13 protein-coding genes are annotated in these 16157 nt (G+C 66.4%); 5 read left to right on the top strand and 8 right to left on the bottom strand.

Features of this window, described 5'->3' with window-relative positions; all coding sequences use genetic code 11:
* Nucleotides 1-253 precede the first annotated feature (253 nt).
* The 3 genes from KXD96_RS04960 (at nt 254) to KXD96_RS04950 (ending at nt 3458) form a co-directional block, all read left to right on the top strand.
* Complete coding sequence (locus KXD96_RS04960; protein ID WP_260743300.1) at nt 254-1258, top strand: FkbM family methyltransferase; 1005 nt, start codon at nt 254-256, stop codon at nt 1256-1258.
* Nucleotides 1255-2001, top strand: a complete 747-nt coding sequence (locus KXD96_RS04955; RefSeq protein ID WP_260743298.1) for a bifunctional 2-polyprenyl-6-hydroxyphenol methylase/3-demethylubiquinol 3-O-methyltransferase UbiG — start codon at nt 1255-1257, stop codon at nt 1999-2001. The genes KXD96_RS04960 and KXD96_RS04955 overlap by 4 nt, the downstream gene beginning before the upstream one ends.
* A 203-nt stretch (nt 2002-2204) precedes the next feature.
* Nucleotides 2205-3458: an HNH endonuclease signature motif containing protein gene (locus tag KXD96_RS04950; RefSeq protein ID WP_260743296.1), complete on the top strand. Its 1254-nt coding sequence runs from the start codon at nt 2205-2207 to the stop codon at nt 3456-3458.
* Between the two features lie 109 nt (nt 3459-3567).
* Here the strand turns inward: KXD96_RS04950 and KXD96_RS04945 are convergent, their stop codons facing one another.
* The 7 genes from KXD96_RS04945 to KXD96_RS04915 form a co-directional block, all read right to left on the bottom strand.
* Nucleotides 3568-4221, bottom strand: a complete 654-nt coding sequence (locus KXD96_RS04945) for a class I SAM-dependent methyltransferase (protein WP_260743295.1) — start codon at nt 4219-4221, stop codon at nt 3568-3570.
* A gap of 12 nt (nt 4222-4233) precedes the next feature.
* Nucleotides 4234-5034, bottom strand: a complete 801-nt coding sequence (locus KXD96_RS04940) for a bifunctional 2-polyprenyl-6-hydroxyphenol methylase/3-demethylubiquinol 3-O-methyltransferase UbiG (protein WP_260743294.1) — start codon at nt 5032-5034, stop codon at nt 4234-4236.
* Between the two features lie 165 nt (nt 5035-5199).
* Nucleotides 5200-6318, bottom strand: coding sequence for a glycosyltransferase family 4 protein (locus tag KXD96_RS04935; RefSeq protein ID WP_260743293.1), 1119 nt, complete (start codon nt 6316-6318; stop codon nt 5200-5202).
* Nucleotides 6315-7793, bottom strand: coding sequence for an O-antigen ligase (locus KXD96_RS04930; RefSeq protein ID WP_260745221.1), 1479 nt, complete (start codon nt 7791-7793; stop codon nt 6315-6317). Before KXD96_RS04930 ends, KXD96_RS04935 begins: the two co-directional genes overlap by 4 nt.
* Nucleotides 7784-9166 carry a polysaccharide biosynthesis tyrosine autokinase gene (locus tag KXD96_RS04925; protein ID WP_260743292.1) on the bottom strand — a complete coding sequence of 461 codons (1383 nt, stop codon included), beginning with the start codon at nt 9164-9166 and terminating at the stop codon, nt 7784-7786. The genes KXD96_RS04930 and KXD96_RS04925 overlap by 10 nt, the downstream gene beginning before the upstream one ends.
* Before the next feature lie 150 nt (nt 9167-9316).
* Nucleotides 9317-11050 carry a hypothetical protein gene (locus KXD96_RS04920; RefSeq protein ID WP_260745220.1) on the bottom strand — a complete coding sequence of 578 codons (1734 nt, stop codon included), beginning with the start codon at nt 11048-11050 and terminating at the stop codon, nt 9317-9319.
* A gap of 278 nt (nt 11051-11328) precedes the next feature.
* A complete protein-coding gene (locus tag KXD96_RS04915) occupies nt 11329-13035 on the bottom strand; it encodes a hypothetical protein (RefSeq protein WP_396877989.1) in 1707 nt (568 codons plus the stop codon).
* Nucleotides 13036-13161: 126 nt separating this feature from the next.
* Between KXD96_RS04915 and KXD96_RS04910 the strand changes: the two genes are divergently transcribed.
* Nucleotides 13162-13956 carry an FkbM family methyltransferase gene (locus tag KXD96_RS04910; RefSeq protein WP_260743291.1) on the top strand — a complete coding sequence of 265 codons (795 nt, stop codon included), beginning with the start codon at nt 13162-13164 and terminating at the stop codon, nt 13954-13956.
* A gap of 107 nt (nt 13957-14063) precedes the next feature.
* Nucleotides 14064-15137: a bifunctional 2-polyprenyl-6-hydroxyphenol methylase/3-demethylubiquinol 3-O-methyltransferase UbiG gene (locus KXD96_RS04905; RefSeq protein ID WP_260743290.1), complete on the top strand. Its 1074-nt coding sequence runs from the start codon at nt 14064-14066 to the stop codon at nt 15135-15137.
* Between the two features lie 9 nt (nt 15138-15146).
* Here KXD96_RS04905 and KXD96_RS04900 read toward each other — a convergent pair whose 3' ends face one another.
* Nucleotides 15147-16154 (bottom strand): MaoC family dehydratase, encoded by a 1008-nt coding sequence (locus KXD96_RS04900; protein ID WP_260743288.1) that lies wholly within the window; start codon nt 16152-16154, stop codon nt 15147-15149.
* Nucleotides 16155-16157 lie beyond the last annotated feature (3 nt).

Here is a 16157-nt window from a genome sequence, read left to right as displayed (position 1 = left end):
TGCTCGCTTTCGGCACCATGGTCGAGCCCGGTGCGCGGTGCGGGGCCCGTGGCGATGTACGAAGGCGCCGGTGAACCGGCCTACGCAGAAGGGGGTGTCAGAGCAGAGAAGTGAACCTTCGCAGTCTAGGTTGGCGGCCGCGATTGACACCGCCGATGCGCACTGACCGCTTCCCACAGGGCATTTCGGGCGGGCGGACCGGCCGGCGCGCCGTGAAAGCGCCCGGACGGTACGGGCATACGGCGGTGGCGCGTTGACTAGCACGGTACGGGACCTCCTCGCCCCGGCACGCCTCACCCACGTCGTGGATGTCGGGGCGAGCCGGAGCTGCGGCGACTGGCCCTACACACCGATGCTCAATGCCGGCCTATGTCACCTGACGGGTTTCGAGCCGGGGCGCGAGGCGTTGCGCGAGTTGCAAGACACATGCGGCCCGTACGAGCGCTACCTGCCGTACGCGCTGGGCGACGGAAAGCCCCAGACCCTGAAGGTCTGTCCGCCACCGGGTGCGATGACCAGCCTGCTCGAGCCCGACCTGCTGACGCAAGGGCTGTTCACCCTCTTCGATGGGTTCGGTGACGTGGTCGCGCGCGTTCCCATCGACACCCATCGGCTCGATGACATCGACGAGATTGAGCACCTCGATTTGCTCAAGATCGACATCCAGGGCGGGGAACTGGCCGTATTCCAGAACGGGCGGACGAAGCTCGCGGGAGCGGTGGCCATTCAGACCGAGGTTTCTTTCATCACCGTGTATCAAGACCAGCCCCCGTTCGGGGAGATCGATTTGGAGCTGCGACGTCAGGGGTTTGTTCCCCACTGCATTTCCGGCGACGTGAAGAAGTGGGTGATCGGTGACTTTGTGCTCGGCGATCCCTACCGACCGCTGAACCAGATCTTGGAGACCGATGTCGTCTATGTGCGGGACTTCGTCCACCCGGACGGGATGAGCGACGAACAGTTGAAGCACTTGGCGATGATCGCGCATCACTGCTATGGCTCGTTCGACTTGGCATTTCGGTGTGTGCGGTTGTTGGAGGACAGGCAGGCGGTGGAGGCCGGGAGTTCGCAACGCTACCTGGAGATCTGTCGGAGTGCAGTCGGTTACAAAAGAGCGCTCTGGTGGGCCCAATACTGCATGGCGCGGCTGAGGTACCGAGCTAGCGCATGGGCCAATCGGGCAGCGCGGGTTCGGGTTAGGGCCACGGGTGAGGCGCCCGAAGCCGTCCGCCAACGAAAGTTGCGGAGGGCCAAGTGAGGACCCGGTCGAAGTTGGAAACCGTCGACAGCTGGAGCGAGGAGGTGACGCTCGTCTCGTCGGCCATCAGAGGTCTTGGTGGCCCGCTGGAGATCCTGGAAGCCGGCTGCGGGCTTGACTGGCCACTCGACCTCGACGGCGTCGACCACCGGTTGACGGGTATCGACATCGACCCGGATGCACTCCAAAGCCGCATCGAGACGAAGAGAGACCTGGACGAGGCGCTCATCGGCGACCTTACGGTGCCGGCAACCATCGAGCCCAGCCGCTACGACGTCATCTACAACTCGTTCGTCCTCGAGCACATCCCCGACGCCGAAGGCGCGCTCGTCAACATGCTCAACGGGCTCAAGCCGGGAGGGCTTCTGGTGCTGCGTATCCCGGATCGGGATTCCGTGTACGGCTGGACCGCCAGACACGTGCCCTTCTGGGTGCACGTCGCCTACTACCGGTACTTCGTTCGTTACCCGGATGCCGGAAAGCCCGGCCACTCACCGTTTCCCACCTACTATGCGCCCCTGCTCTCCCGCGACGGCATGCGCGACTTCTGCACCAGACACGGATGCTCGATCCTCGAAGAGCGCGGCCACACCTACTATGTGCGCGGCGCGGGTGCTCGGGTCCGGGTAACCCGGGCATACGCGAAATTCCTGTGGGCCTTGTCTTTTGGGGCGCTGGCGTGGCGGCACAATAACCTCACCTACGTAATACGTAAGCCAGAGTCTGCCCGCCTCGAAAAATAGGTCACTCCGTAGATAAATCGGCACACGGCCCCAAGGGCATGCTCGACGGTGCCAGCGGCGGCGCGCAGGTGGTGGTGCTGATGGCTGCGGTGGGCAGCGTTTGGTGGCCAATGAGGCTGTCCGGCTTTGCCACTGCTGCCGGCCACTCCCCGCGGTGGATTGGGTAGCCGGGAGTTGTCGTACCCGGCTGCTTTGATGTGGTTATGTCTTCGACCGCATCTGCTGAGGCCGTGGTGGTGGGTCCTAAAGAGCGCCTTGAGGGGTTGTTCGAGGAGTTGGCGGAGTTGACCGGTCAGCGTAACGCCATCGATGGGCGCATCGTGGGGATTGTCGCCGAGATCGATCGTGAGCAGTTGTGGGGAGGCACGGGGGCGCGCTCGGTGCCGGCGTTGGTGGCCTGGACGACGGGCTGCTCGCCGGCCAATGCGCAGACGATCGCCACCGTCGCGAGCCGGCTGGAGGAGTTTCCGCGCTGTGCTGCGGGCATGCGAGAGGGTCGGCTGTCGCTGGATCAGGTCGGCGTCATCGCGGGGCGCGCCGGTGAGGGATCTGATGAGCACTACGCGCAGCTGGCGCACGTCGCCACGGTCACCCAGCTGCGCACCGCGGTCAAGCTCGAACCGCGACCCGACCCCGATTCCCGGCCGCAACCGCAGCCCTCGATCACCACGACCACCCCCGACGAGCAGTTCAGCTGCTACCGGATCACCCTTGCGCAGCCCGACGCGGCGACGTTCGACGCCGCCTTGGCCTCTCATCGTGAGGCGCTGATCGCCGAATGGAAACACGACCACGACAACGGCCAGGGCGCCTCCGATCAGCGGCCGCCGTTGCCGGGCACCCTCGAGGCGTTTCTGCGCCTGGTCGAGGCCGGGTGGGATGCCGAGGCCACCCGCCGGCCCCACGGGCAGCACACCACCGTGGTGGTGCACCTCGACGTGGCCCAGCGCGCCGCCGCGCTGCATCTGGGCCCGCTGCTGTCCGACGCCGAACGCCAATATTTGACCTGTGATGCCACGGCTGAGGTGTGGTTCGAACGCGACGGTCAGGTCATCGGCGCCGGCCGGGCCAGCCGGGTGATCAACCGGCGGTTGCGCCGCGCGCTGGAGTATCGCGACCGCATGTGCGTGGTTCCCGGTTGCGGCGCCACCCGGGGCCTGCACGCCCATCACATCCGGCACTGGGAAGACGGCGGCCCCACCGAGCTGGCCAACCTCGTTTTGGTCTGTCCCTATCATCACCGGTCGCACCACCGCGGCGTCATCACCATCACCGGACCCGCACACACTCTCACCGTCACCGACGACGCCGGCCAAGCACTGAGCCCGGGATCACTGGCCCGCCCACCCACCCAACCCCCACCCGCCGTGCCACCCTGCCCCGGACCCACCGGCGAACGCGCCCAATGGTGGTGGTACGACCCCTTCCAACCCCAACCACCACCAACACCCAACTAACTACTCGGCTACCGGGCCGGTCACCACACCCGCGGCGACAGTGCGCGCTAATTGAGCCAAGTGGCGCAAGTGATTTGAGGGCGCACAAACTAAAGCGACGCAACCACGGTCAGGCCCGAATGGCGATCAGAGACTTGATCAAACCGGCGAATCGTTCGTACCAGATGACGGATGACGGGAAATATCGACGCATCTGCGAAATGCCGATCAGATCGATCTCGTCGACCTGTTCCTGCGCCTCTTCCCGAGAGTAGGTACGAATGTAGCCACGGTGCCAGCGCATCGATATCTGAACCCGCGCCTCGTACGGCAGCCATTGCATGCCCGGAAAGAGCCAGTGCGGTTCGATCGGAAAGTATCGGTACGGTGTCTGCACCCAATGGCGGTCGGCGAGGGAGTGGACGTTGTCCGCGAGTCGTTGCCGGCGCGCGTGACCGCCCACGTGTTCGATCAGCGAATTGGAGTAGACAAGGTCGAAGTGGTCGCGCGCGACCGCGCCGGGCAGGTCACACGCGTCCCCGCGGACCGTGACGATGCCCTCGCCCACGGACTCCGGCGGCAGCAGGTTTACCGTGGTGACCGACTTGGGCCGCACCGGTGCAAGTCGCCACGCCTCGGGCGTCCCACCGAGGTCCAGCACTCGCATTTCAGACAGCGACGGGAACACCTCGACGAGGCGCTGCCACCGCCGCGTCCGGGCGCGCCCAGACAATGATCGCCTTGAATCGACGCCCGTAGCGGCGTCCCGCAACCAATTTGACATTCGACTTGACGATCAGACTCCGAAGGTGGCGTAGATGCTTATGGTGGTGAATCTTTCGAGCCGCGGGAAGTGCCTGCGCGCCTTGTCGAGTGTGGGCAGCAACCGCTTGGCGCCGCGGTTGTAGCCGATGCTCAGGAGCCGCAGCCCGCTGGCGTCGAAGGCAGCCCGGAACTGCTCGGGAGTGTTGCCGTTGAGGCCGATGTCCATCAGCGAGGCCACCGGATGGCCGTTGTGTCGGGCGGCGGCCGCATAAACCACGCGCTTGGGCAAAACCGCGTGTGCCCAGGGCACTTTCAACCCGGTGCGGCCGTGGTCGCCGAAAGGACTGTAGTACAGCGGGCTGAAACCCACGTAGAGAAGTCCATGGGGCCGGGCCAACTGCCCGCCGAGCGCCCTCAGCAGCCCCGCGACGTCCGGGGCGTGCTCGAGGGTGTCTTTGCAGACGATCACATCGAACGGCTGGTCCACCGGTAGGGACGCCGCATCGGCCACTCGAAATGTCACCCGGCTGAGCAGATGCGGGAATCGTTGCGCCAGAATGCGATTTGCGAATGAGACGAGGTTCTCGTCCAGGTCGACGCCCAGCACGGTCGCCCCCGCCTGGGCCATCTCGATCGACAGGGCGCCGTGGCCGCTGCCGGCATCGAGAACCCGTTTGCCGGTCCAGTCGGGGGGTGCGGTTCCCAACCGCCGCCAAAACTCTTGGTTGGACTCCGCTTGCCCTTCGAAGAACTCCAGGAGGACAGCGTCGCTCTGCGTCAACCCGGCGTTCGGCGGCGTGGCGCCGGCACCGGTCACGCTGGCTGTCGCCATCGTCGTACTCCTATGGGATCACCGCCGGGGACCTGAAGCCGGCTGTCGCTCCACACACCGTGAACATTTTGCTGGCCATGCCCCCTGTGCGACAGGGCACTTGGGCCTTTCCTATGGGGCCGTAGTGCCCATCGGCGATGATCGCGTCCGCCGCGCCACACGAGCTCAACGGGAAAGCGCGGGCCTGCTCGCCAGATCGGTCCACAGCCGCGTCAGCCGCTGATACCAGCAGTCGAGGCCGAAGTCACCGGCCCGCTGGCGTGCCGCAGCGCCCAGACGGGCCCGCAGGTCTTCGTCGGTCACCAGTGCGCTCAGGGCCTCCGCGATCTGCCCGGGGCTGCCGGGCTGCACCAGCAGGCCGTCGACGCGGTCGCTGACCACCTCCCCGATGCTGCCCACCATCGTCGTCACCGGCACCAGCCCGTATGCCATCGCCTCCAGCAGCGCCATCGGCAAACCTTCATCACGGCTTGGCAGCACGAAAACGTGAGCGTCGCTGAGCAATTCGTCGCGTGCCGCCGACTCCAGCCATCCCGCCACGTGAATGGTTCCACCCAGCCCGTTCGCGGCGACCGCCGCGCGCACCTCATCGACCTCCCCGTCGCCGGCGAGTGTCACCCGCAGACGACCGCGAACCGTCGCATCGAGTGCGGCCACGGCGGCGATCACGTCATAGCTGCCCTTGCGCACCCCCAGCCGACCGAGCGTGACGGCGTGCACCCGCTCGACACCGGATTGGATCACCGGGGCGTCCGGAATCCGGATGGCGTTGTGCAGCACGCTGATCCGCCCGGGCGGTAACCGCAGCCGTGTCGCATACTCCTCGACATGACGCTCGCCCAGCACCAGCCAGCGATCGGCGAACAGTGCGTGCCGCACCAGTGCCTGGCCCGGCGGCGGCAGGCCATCGAACCAACCGCCGAAGTCATAGCTGTGGGCGTGCACCACAGTCGGTACGCCGACCAACCGCGCCGCCATGAGCGGCAGCGCCTTGCGAATCACGCTGCCGCCGTGCGCCAAGTGAACGTGCAAGACGTCGGTGTGCCCGCGCAGCACCAGCCAGGTGGCGCGCAGCATCCCGTGGACGCCGACCATCAGCCGCCGCCACACCGACTCGTCGACGAAGGTCGGCACCACGGTGATGCGGAATCGCTCGTCGGGATGCGCTGCCATGAGGGCGATCACCGTGGCCATGCCACCCCGGCTGGCCGGCCCGGCCGGGGCCGGGCCGGCCAGGAGCACCCGCAGCCGGTCATCCGCCGGCGTCGCGCCTTCAAATCTCATCCGGTCGCGCCGACCGGCGCCGGTGCCCTGTTGTCATCCGTCCCGCCCGCATCCTGGCCCGCACGTCGCGGGTTGGCGAACCCCATCGTCGATCCCAGGGCCAGACCCAATGCCAAGGCGTCGACCGGCATCTCGGCCAATGGCCACACGGCGGACATCGCGAGCAGGCCGGCGCTGACCGCCGCACTGATCTTCGCCGGCGCCGACGCGCGGCGCAACGCGCGGATCAGCGGGCCGAACGCGAACAGGACAAACGCCGCCATGCCCACCGCGCCGGCTTTGACGAGCCACCACAGGTAGAAGTTGTGCGAATAGGTGGGGTAGAACTGAACGCCGAATTCTCCGGGGTCGTCCCCGCGCGCCGGCTGGTAGGCGTAACCGAGGCCGTGCCCGAACAGCGGCGCCTGGGCGATCGCGCGGTTGAGGTTTGCGACTTCCCGTATCCTGTCCTGCGTCGATTCGTCCACCGCGAGGGCACCGGACGAAACCCCGCTGAGCACCCGTCGATTGAACGCGCTGAGCTGGTCGGCGAGCCACGCCCCGCTCGACGAACCCTGCAAAAGAAACAGCGCACCCGGCACCGTCACGGCGACGACCGCCGCGCTGATCGCGATCAGGGCCGCGGTCCGGCGCAGGGCCGGCCAGCCAAAGCTGGCAAGCAGGGCCACCGCGGCGGCCACCGCAAAGCAGATCAACGGGTTGCGGCTGAACGACAGCAGCGCAATGATCAGCGCGGGCGGGCCCAGCGCGAGATACGTTGCGGGCCTGACCCGGCCGACGATCACAGCGGCGATCAATGCGGTCAGCACGGCGGTGGCCGGCGTCTGGGTGGAGATGATGATGCGGAGAGCTGCGCCGGCGCCCGTTCCCATCAGGCTTTCCGCCCGCCCGGCCAGCTGGATGGCGTGCCCCGAACTCACGATTGCCATTCCCGCCGAGAACCACAGAATCAGCAGCAGCGCGCGGATCGCCAACCTGACGTAGTCGCCATGCACGATCAACAACGCCAGGACGAACCCGGCGACCATCTCGAGCAGGGTCTGCGATTCACGGATCACCACCCACGCCGGATGCCCGGTCGCGAATCCCACAGCGGTAAAGAACAGCACCGTCAACGCCAATATCGCGGGCGGCAGGTAATCGGAGAACCGCAGTCGCACACGTGGAATCACGTAGCAGATCGCCAGCACCACTGCCACTTGGTATCCGTAGATCACCGCCGGGCCGAAGACCTTCCCGACGTGCAAGCCCGCCGGCAGCGCCGCGAACGCCCAGAACAACGCGATGCCGATCATCGCTTCCGGTTTCACCCGGTAGATGACCAGGCTGAACATCGCGAGGATCAGCATCGCCCCCTGGTCGGCCCGCCGTACCGAGAACACGCCCACCGCGAAGCAGCCCAACACGAACGCCGCCAGCATGACCGAAGCCACCGCCAAGCGATAGCGACGCGGCAGGTAGAGCATCACGGCGATTCGTTGGCCTTAGCGCGGTACATCCGAGCCGCGGCCCTGATGTGCCGTGGCACCGGGGCGTCGGTCAGCACGGTGCCGACGACCTCCGCGCCGGCCGAGCGCAGCGAATTCAGGGCGTCGTTGATTTCATCGGTGGTGGTGCGCCGCGCCCGCACGACCAACACCGTGGCCTCAACGGCGCCGGCGAGCAGAACGCTGTCGGTCGTCGCCAGCACCGGCGGGCCGTCGACCACCACCCGGTCGAAGCGTGCCGACAAGTCCTTCAGCACGGTGTCGATCACTTCGGGCGGGTACGCGCCGCACGGCACGGTCTCGCGGCGGGCAAACCGCGACGCGAGAACGAACAGCTTTGAAATCGCCGTCGGCGCTACCGCTTCCGCGGCGATAGTGGGGTCGGCCAGCGCGTTGGCCAGTCCCTCACCGGATTTGACTTCAAACAGACCCGCGATCACGGGCCGGCGAGTATCGCCCTCGATTAACAGCACCCGGTCGCCGAGTTCGGCGAACGCCAGCGCGAGGTTCAGCGCTGTTGTTGTGGTTCCTTCACCGCCGAACGGCGCCGCCACCAGCACCCTTCGGGCCTCGGGTCCCATCGCCCTGAGCAGCCGGGTGCGCAAGCCACGCACGGCGTCGTCAACCTTGACATCAGTTGCCGACCTCGGTGCCCTGCCGCGCTCCCGTGGCAACTCGGCCAAAGTCGGCAAACCCGAGAGCTGTTCCAGCTTGCGGCGGCTGCGCACGGTGCGATCGCCGGCGTCGCGGGCAAGCGCCACCACGATGCCGAGCAGCAGCCCGGCGACAAGCCCCATCGCCATGTTGCGCACCGGCACTGGCCTGCTCGGATGACTGGGTACCTCGGGCTCCTTCACCACCGTCGCCCGGGTCGTCGGTTGCGAGGTGGGCATCTGCGGTGTGCCCGGGCGTGGCGTGCGCGGATTGGCATCGAGCGTCGGGACCAACGCGGTGAACGCATCGGCCATCCCTCCCGCGAGCAGCGCGGCACGCTTGGGATCGGAGTCCGTGACGGTGATGGTGAACAGCATCGACTTCGGGGTGTATTTCACCTGGGTTTGCCGCACCAGGGCGCCGGGGCTGATCGGGAGTTGGAGCTGACTGACCGCACGCTCCGCCACGGCGCGCCCGCCGGCGATCTCGGCGTACGACGACAACCGGTCTTGCGCAGCCTGCCCACCCCAGTACACCTCGGTGACGTCGGTCTCGCCGGAAATGGAGAGGAGGAGCGTTGCCGACGATTGGTAGGCCTTGTTCTGAAAGACCGTGACGGCCGCCGCACCGACCAGACACAACAGCAATGCGCTCGTGGCGAGTTTCCAACGCGCGAGGAGGATCTCAACAAAGGCGCGGAAATCCATCCCCTACTCCTGAGCTGAAGCCACCCGAAACGCACCGGTTCCGTTCGCTGCGCCCCCGCGGCGCAAACCGCGCTACACATTATGCAGCATCGTCATGCGGCTTATCCCGAAAACGATCCGCCCTCCGCCCGGCAATCGAAACTTTGCTGTTTACCCCCCGTCCGCCGCTGGTTGCGGGGTGGCGGCGGACAGCACCTTACGCTCCGTGTCGAGCGTTGCGATCGGATACGATCCGGCGTCGTCTCGCCCGTCGCGCGCCAATGCCATGGGCGGATAGTTCACCACGTGCGAGGCGGCCGGTTTGTGCTGCTGCCAGTCCACCGACGCGCGCAGCGTGTATTGCCCGGGCGCCAGGCCGGTCAGGTCGACGGGCACCGACTCGGCCGCGGATGCCGGGACGGCCTCCTGAGGCGATTTCCCGGAGCCGTCGTGGACGAGCGTCCTGAGGTTGACCTTTGCCGGCAGCGTCCGCACCACCAATCCCGAGGAATCCACCAGCTTGTAGACCGGTGCCCAGTGCTCGAAGGCGGCAGCAGAGCCGTAATTTGTCCACACCACCGATACGGTCGCCACGTTGCCCCGAATCGATTGCGAACCCGGCTGGGCCTCAACCGAATAGCGGTATCCGGCGGACGCGTTGGCCTTCGCCCACAGCGCATACAAGCCGGGGTCCATCGGCACCGTGGATTCCCGGTCCGGGAAATTGAGGCTCGACGTCATCGATACGTGGCAGTCGATCACGTCCTGCAGGGCGCTTTCGTAGTAGGAATGTGGGTCGACTCCGGTGGGCAACTCGCCCCATTCGGTGATGACGGGCGCCGAGGCCAGCCGCCGCTTGACCACGTCGACAAGCGGATCATCGGTCTGCACGTAATAAGACTGGGTGATCCTGGCCCAGGTCGGCAACACCGAGCGGACGCCGAGGTGATCTGAGCGGATGCCCACCGGGTAGGACAGTTTCTTGGTGACGTCGTCGGCGAACAACTGCCGCACGATCTCCGGGTTCGGCGGGTTGACCACCAATTGGGTATGGGGGAACGCGTTGACATTGGCCGCAACCAGCCGCCGAATGGAGTCGGTGGTGATGTTCTGGTCGCGCCAGTGGCTGTAGTAGCCCAGCTTGGCGACGCTGTCCTCGGGCGCCGGTCCCGGCGCACCCAGCGCGTCGCGCAGATAGGCGATGTGGTTTTCGCTGAAATCGCCGTACCCGGAGAACTCGAACACGCTGAGCCGTTCGTCGCGGTCGTAGCGGCGGCCCAGCGCGGCCAGCAACTGCGAAAAGGCGTCCAGGTACCCGGGGTCGTTCCAGTTCGGCACCACCTGCGTCAGCCAGGCTTCGGGACTGTTCGGCGGCCCCGGATAGCGGGTGACGGCACCGGGCAGGGCGGCCACCCAGTCGGGAACCGCGATGTTCGAGCGGTTGGGGTAGAACGCGTCGCCGTAGGAGTTGTAGGCGTACACCCGAAGCATCAACCGCATGTTGCGCTTGCCCAGCTCCGCCAGCGCGGTGTCGATCACGCTGAAGTCGAACTTGCGGTCGTCGGGGGCATCGGCCGGCAACGTGCGCGGATCGGTGGGCTGCAACGCCCGCCACGGGATACGCAAACCCGCGTCATGGGCCTCCGGCCACGCCGGGTACCGGCTCTGCGCCGGATTGCCCTGCGGGAAAAGCGGTTGCAGGAGATCTTCATACTGGCCGCGCAGCGGATTGGGTACCTCGTAAGCGGGGTGCGGACGGGGCTGACTGACGATCGCGGGCAACGGCGCGGGCCTATCGACCATCGCCGACAGCGGCCCGGCGTCGATGTGACCGCCGCATCCACTGAGCACCAATGCGGCGCACGCGGAAACGACCAGCGGCGCTTTCCGCAACCGACGGGACATCGTCACGGCGGGCGCGCCGCTCGCATGGCTCGCGTGAACAGAGACGACGGTGGTCTTGAGGTGACCGGCTGAACTCATCTTCCACCTCGCTAAGGCCGCGGGCAGTGAAGGTTCGCTAAACCAACCGAGTGATGCGGATCACTAGAAAACTAGCAGTACCGTAAATATCGGGCAATGGTTTTGGGGAAGCCGAGACGGTCGCCAGGGCGCGGGAACCGAGATCGATAGTCTCGCTATCGAATTGGCGGGTATTCCGGGCTCGGTGAATCCCGGACGCCCTACCTACCGGATGGCTTCCGCACGCCACTCAGCGGAACGGCCAGGGCATCGAACGGGATGTCGATCATTTCGATTGGGTAGGACCCCAAGTCGTCTCGCCCGTCGCGCGCCAACGCCATGGGCGGATAGTTCACCACATGCGAGGCGCCGGGCTTGTGCTCCTGCCAGTCCACCGAGGCGCGCAGCGTGTAGTGCCCCGGCGCCAACCCCCTGAGGTCGATGGACACGGATTCGGTGGCCTGCCCCGGGATCGGCATTTCACCGGGCGTTTCGCCCTGACCGGGGGTCACCTTCCTCAGGTCAATGGTCGAGGGCAGCGTGCGGACCACCTTGCCCCACCAATCCACCAGCCAGTAACCGGGCACCCATTTCTCGGTCGTCGCGGCGGCGCCGTGGTTGGTCCAGGTGACGGGTATCTGGGCCACCCCATCGAATATCGACTCCGATCCCGGCCGCACCTCCGCCGTGTACCGATAGCCGGAGAACGCGTTGGCTTTCGCCCACAGCGCATACAACTCGGGGTCCATCGGCACCGTCGCTTCCCGGTCCGGGAAATTGAAGCTCGACGTCATCGCCACGTGATAGTTGACCACGTCGTGGAGGCCCTTTTGGTAGTACGACCGCGGGTCGGTTCCGGCGGGCAGCTGGCACCATTCCGTGACCACCAGCCCCGAGGCGATCCGCTGCTTGACCACGTCGACGAGCGGATCCTTCGCCCGAACGTAATAGGAGTCTTTCAACTCGGCCCAGGCCGGCAACACCGAGTAGACACCGAGGCAATCGGAGCGGATACCCACCGGGTAGGACAGTTTCTTGGTGACGTCGTCGGCGAACAACTGCCGCACGATCTCCGGGTTCGGCGCGTTGGCCACCAACTTGGTATGGGGGAACGCGTCGACATTGGCCGCAACCAGCCGCCGAATCGAGTCCTTGGTGATGTTCTGGTCGCGCCACTGGCTGTAGTAGCCCAGCTTGGCGACGCTGTCCTCGGGCGCCGGTCCCGGCGCACCCAGCGCATCACGCAGATAGGCGATGTGGCCTTCGCTGAAATCGCCGTACCCGGAGAACTCGAACACGCTGAGCCGTTCGTCGCGGTCGTAGCGGCGGCCCAGCGCGGCCAGCAACTGCGAAAAAGCATTCAGGTACCCGGGGTCGTTCCAGTTCGGCACCACCTGCGTCAGCCAGGCTTCGGGACTGTTCGGCGGCCCCGGATAGCGGGTGACGGCACCGGGCAGGGCGGCCACCCAGTCGGGAACCGCGATGTTCGAGCGGTTGGGGTAGAACGCGTCGCCGTAGGAGTTGTAGGCGTACACCCGAAGCATCAACCGCATGTTGCGCTTGCCCAGCTTCGTCAGCGCGGTGTCGATCACGCTGAAGTCGAACTTGCGGTCGTCGGGGGCATCGGCCGGCAACGTGCGCGGATCCGTGGGCTGCAACGCCCGCCACGGGATACGCAAACCCGCGTCATAGGCCTCCGGCCACGCCGGGTACCGCCTCTGCGCCGGATTGCCCTGCGGGAAAAGCGGTTGCAGGAGATCTTCGTACTGGCCGCGCAGCGGATTGGGCACCTGCTGAACGTTGGCAAGCACGGGCGGAAGGACGATCGCGTTCAGCGGACTGGGGCCGGCCGAATCATCCCACCCGGCAAGCAACACCCCCGCACACGCCAGCATGGCCAGCGCCCTCATCTTCGACGAACGCCACATCACTACCAGTATGGATCGCGCGCTTTGGCTTGGCTGACGTTTCACCGGGTGATCTGGTCGCAGCCGGGGGACACGGCTCGTCGATTATGCTGAGAGCTCGGCAAAAGGCTGCTGGAGACACGACAGATGCCCGTCGCACGCTCAGCCAAACGATGGCTTGCCCCCGCGGCAAGGTCTGTCGCGCCACGCCTGTTCTGGCGGCGGAGGTACCGCATCCTGCAACGCCTCGGTGAATCCCGCCCGGACGTGCAGCTGGCGGTGTCCTTGTGTGATCCGAACCGGGTCTCGCTGGACATCGGAGCCGACGTCGGCGAGTTCACGATCGCAATGCTGCCGTCGTCGCAATCGGTCATCGCGTTCGAACCCAGGCCCGCCCAGGCGCGCGACCTGGCGGCGATGTTCGAGGCGGTCGGCGCGGCGGTGCGGGTGGAAGCAGTCGCGCTGTCGGACAAGGTCGGCGTGGCGACCATGCGGCTGGTCGAGTCCGAACCGGGCCGCAGCACGATCGACACCGACAACGTCCTCAGCGACGTGAGCGGCGGTCGGGTGCAGAGCATAGACGTGCCGGTCAAGCGGCTGGACGATCTGCACTTGGACAATGTCGGCCTGATCAAGATCGACGTGGAGGGACACGAACTGGCCGTGTTGCGCGGCGCCGCGGAAACTCTCACCCGCAACCGGCCCGCGGTCGTCGTGGAAGCCGAGGAACGCCATCATCCCAACGCCGTCGCCGAGATCGCCGAGTTGTTGACCGGGCTGGGGTACGCCGGCTATTTCGAGCTCAACGGTGCTCGGCTACCGGTCACGCGGTTCGACGCGGCCGAACATCAGAATCCGGCGAACGTCGGCGGCGCAGAGGACGACTGGGCAGCCCGCGGCGTCTACGTCAACAACTTCGTCTTCGTCCCCAACGAGGCCTGAGCTTCGTCTTCGTCCCCAACGAGGCCTGAGCCGCGCACGCTTGGTGCCGGGCTCGGTGGCGGAAAGTGGTGGACCGACGTCCTTGGCGGTATTACCGTGAGCTTGCATTGCGCGCCGGCCTTTGCGGCGCACTCACCAGCCGCGCGGGGGACATCGTGCACAACTGCGAGCGGGACATAGGATGCGCGCCACGGTGGCTCACGAGGGATCGCGCGAAAGAATCGGCGCGCCGCATCGTATGGCGTGCCGACAGGGCCACCGCCGATGTGCGTCGACGATTCGTGCCACTCGATCCGGCGAAACTCGACCAGTTTCGCAATCACCTGCTCGAAAACTGGTCGACGAAGGACTTTTGGAATTCGGACGTCGGCAGGCACGAGCTTCAGGAGCACACTGCCGGGCGCCTGATTTTCGACCGACACGAGTACGTGCCCTGGCTCAATGCGTTACGTCGCCTGGACGGGGCGCGGGTTTTCGAGATCGGCTGCGGAACCGGATCGTCGGTCTTCGCCTTGGCCGAGCAGGGCAGCCAAGTCACCGGCATCGACGTCACACCGGAATCGGTCGAGGTGGCGCGGGCGAGGTTGCGGTTCTTCGGACTTGGCGAACAGCCACTGCACGTGATGAACGCGACCGAGATGGACACCCACTTCGAACACCACAGCTTCGATTTCGTGATTTTCTTCGCATCGCTGGAACACATGACATTTGACGAGCGGTTGCGCAGTTTGGGAGCAGCATGGAACCTGTTGGTGGACAATGGCATTCTTTGCATCCTCGAAGCGCCGAATCGGCTCTGGCCTTATGACAACCACACCGCGGACTTGCCGTTCTTCCACTGGCTGCCCGATGAGATCGCATTGGAGTACTTCAAGCAAACGGTGAGATATCAAGCGTCACCGTTCGATACCGGCTCGGCGGAGGCGAAACTCGAACTCGCTCGCCGCGGACGGGGCGTCAGCTACCACGAGATAGAGCTGGCGCTGGGACCCATCAAAGAGCTCGAGTTCATGGTCGACCGGCACAGCTTCCAAATAAGGCAAAACCTGCTTCGTTGGCTCCACTATCGGCTATCCAGCAGTCGCCGCTACGCCAATTTGCTGCGCCGGCAACGTCCGGATCTGCCAATCGGTCTGTTCCTGCCCTACCTCGACATCGCAATCCGCAACAAGGCCGCGTAACCCGAGCCCTCAGAACTGCAGCGCGCTGAACCGCCAGTCCAGTACCGCGCGGTCCGGCTCGCCCGCCGCGTCGCCGACGGCGTAGACCAGCGACCGCAGCCCCAGTACGCCCCCGTGGCCGGTCGGCTCGGCGGACTCGACGTGCAGCTCGCTGTACAGGGTGTCGCCCTCGTGGACCGGACCGGTGTGGTCGCAGGACTCCCAGCCCAGCACCGTCACCAGGTTCGGCAGCATCCTGCTCGCCTGCGCGAGGGCGAGCCCGATGGTATGCCCGCCGTACACCAGCCGGCGCCCGCCGATACGCGAATCATGATGGGTGGCAGCGATGTTCAGGGTGAGCCGGGCGAGTTCGGGCGCGCTGCTGACGACGTCGCCGGTACTGCGCAGCACGGTGCCCGCCAGGCCGGGGTCGAAGTGCGGGCCGGGCACCCTGGCGCGGAACACGTCGGCGTCCCAGTGCTCGGTCGGATCGTGCGCCGGGCCCGGCACGTCGGCGCCGACGGCGGACAAGTCGTCGTGCGGCGCCCCGTCGGGCTGCCAGTCCGGGCTGGCGGGCAGCATGGCACACCGGTAGAAGTCGAGGACCAGCCGGTCGGCCTGGTCGATGGTGATCATCCGCAGCGCCGCCAGCCCCGTCGGCGCCCGGCCCGGCTTAGGCGAATTCGCACGCAGCCCAACCACTTCGGTGCGGGTGTAGATGGTGTCGCCAATGACGGGGAAGCGGTGGAACGCCAGTCCGCGGTAGAACAGGTTGGCCTTCACGCGCTGGGTCACCAGCGTCGACTGCCCGATTGCCACGTCGCAGACGAGCGCCGGATGCGCCAGCGGCCCCGGCACGCCGGTCACCGCGGTGCACAACACGCCGTCGAGGGCCAGTCGCAGCCGGTCTCCCAGGATCGCCTGATGTGCGGCGGCCATCCCCGCCGATAGCGTCGCCGCCGGCGCCCAGTCGAACACCTGGCCCACCGAGAGATCGTCGAAGTAGGGGCCGCCCTCGCGTACACGCGCATAAGTCACGGG

It is taken from the genome of Mycobacterium sp. SMC-2 (assembly GCF_025263485.1).
Taxonomy (GTDB): Bacteria; Actinomycetota; Actinomycetes; order Mycobacteriales; family Mycobacteriaceae; genus Mycobacterium.
This window is presented reverse-complemented; position numbering and strand designations above follow the sequence as displayed.

Coding starts and splice junctions, on each gene's coding strand:
- KXD96_RS04925 (WP_260743292.1), bottom strand. CDS start 9,166: ATGGATTTCCGCGCCTTTGTTGAGATCCTCCTCGCGCGTTGGAAACTC.
- KXD96_RS04915 (WP_396877989.1), bottom strand. CDS start 13,035: ATGTGGCGTTCGTCGAAGATGAGGGCGCTGGCCATGCTGGCGTGTGCG.
- KXD96_RS04950 (WP_260743296.1), top strand. CDS start 2,205: ATGTCTTCGACCGCATCTGCTGAGGCCGTGGTGGTGGGTCCTAAAGAG.
- KXD96_RS04920 (WP_260745220.1), bottom strand. CDS start 11,050: ATGTCCCGTCGGTTGCGGAAAGCGCCGCTGGTCGTTTCCGCGTGCGCC.
- KXD96_RS04935 (WP_260743293.1), bottom strand. CDS start 6,318: ATGAGATTTGAAGGCGCGACGCCGGCGGATGACCGGCTGCGGGTGCTC.
- KXD96_RS04945 (WP_260743295.1), bottom strand. CDS start 4,221: ATGTCAAATTGGTTGCGGGACGCCGCTACGGGCGTCGATTCAAGGCGA.
- KXD96_RS04910 (WP_260743291.1), top strand. CDS start 13,162: ATGCCCGTCGCACGCTCAGCCAAACGATGGCTTGCCCCCGCGGCAAGG.
- KXD96_RS04940 (WP_260743294.1), bottom strand. CDS start 5,034: ATGGCGACAGCCAGCGTGACCGGTGCCGGCGCCACGCCGCCGAACGCC.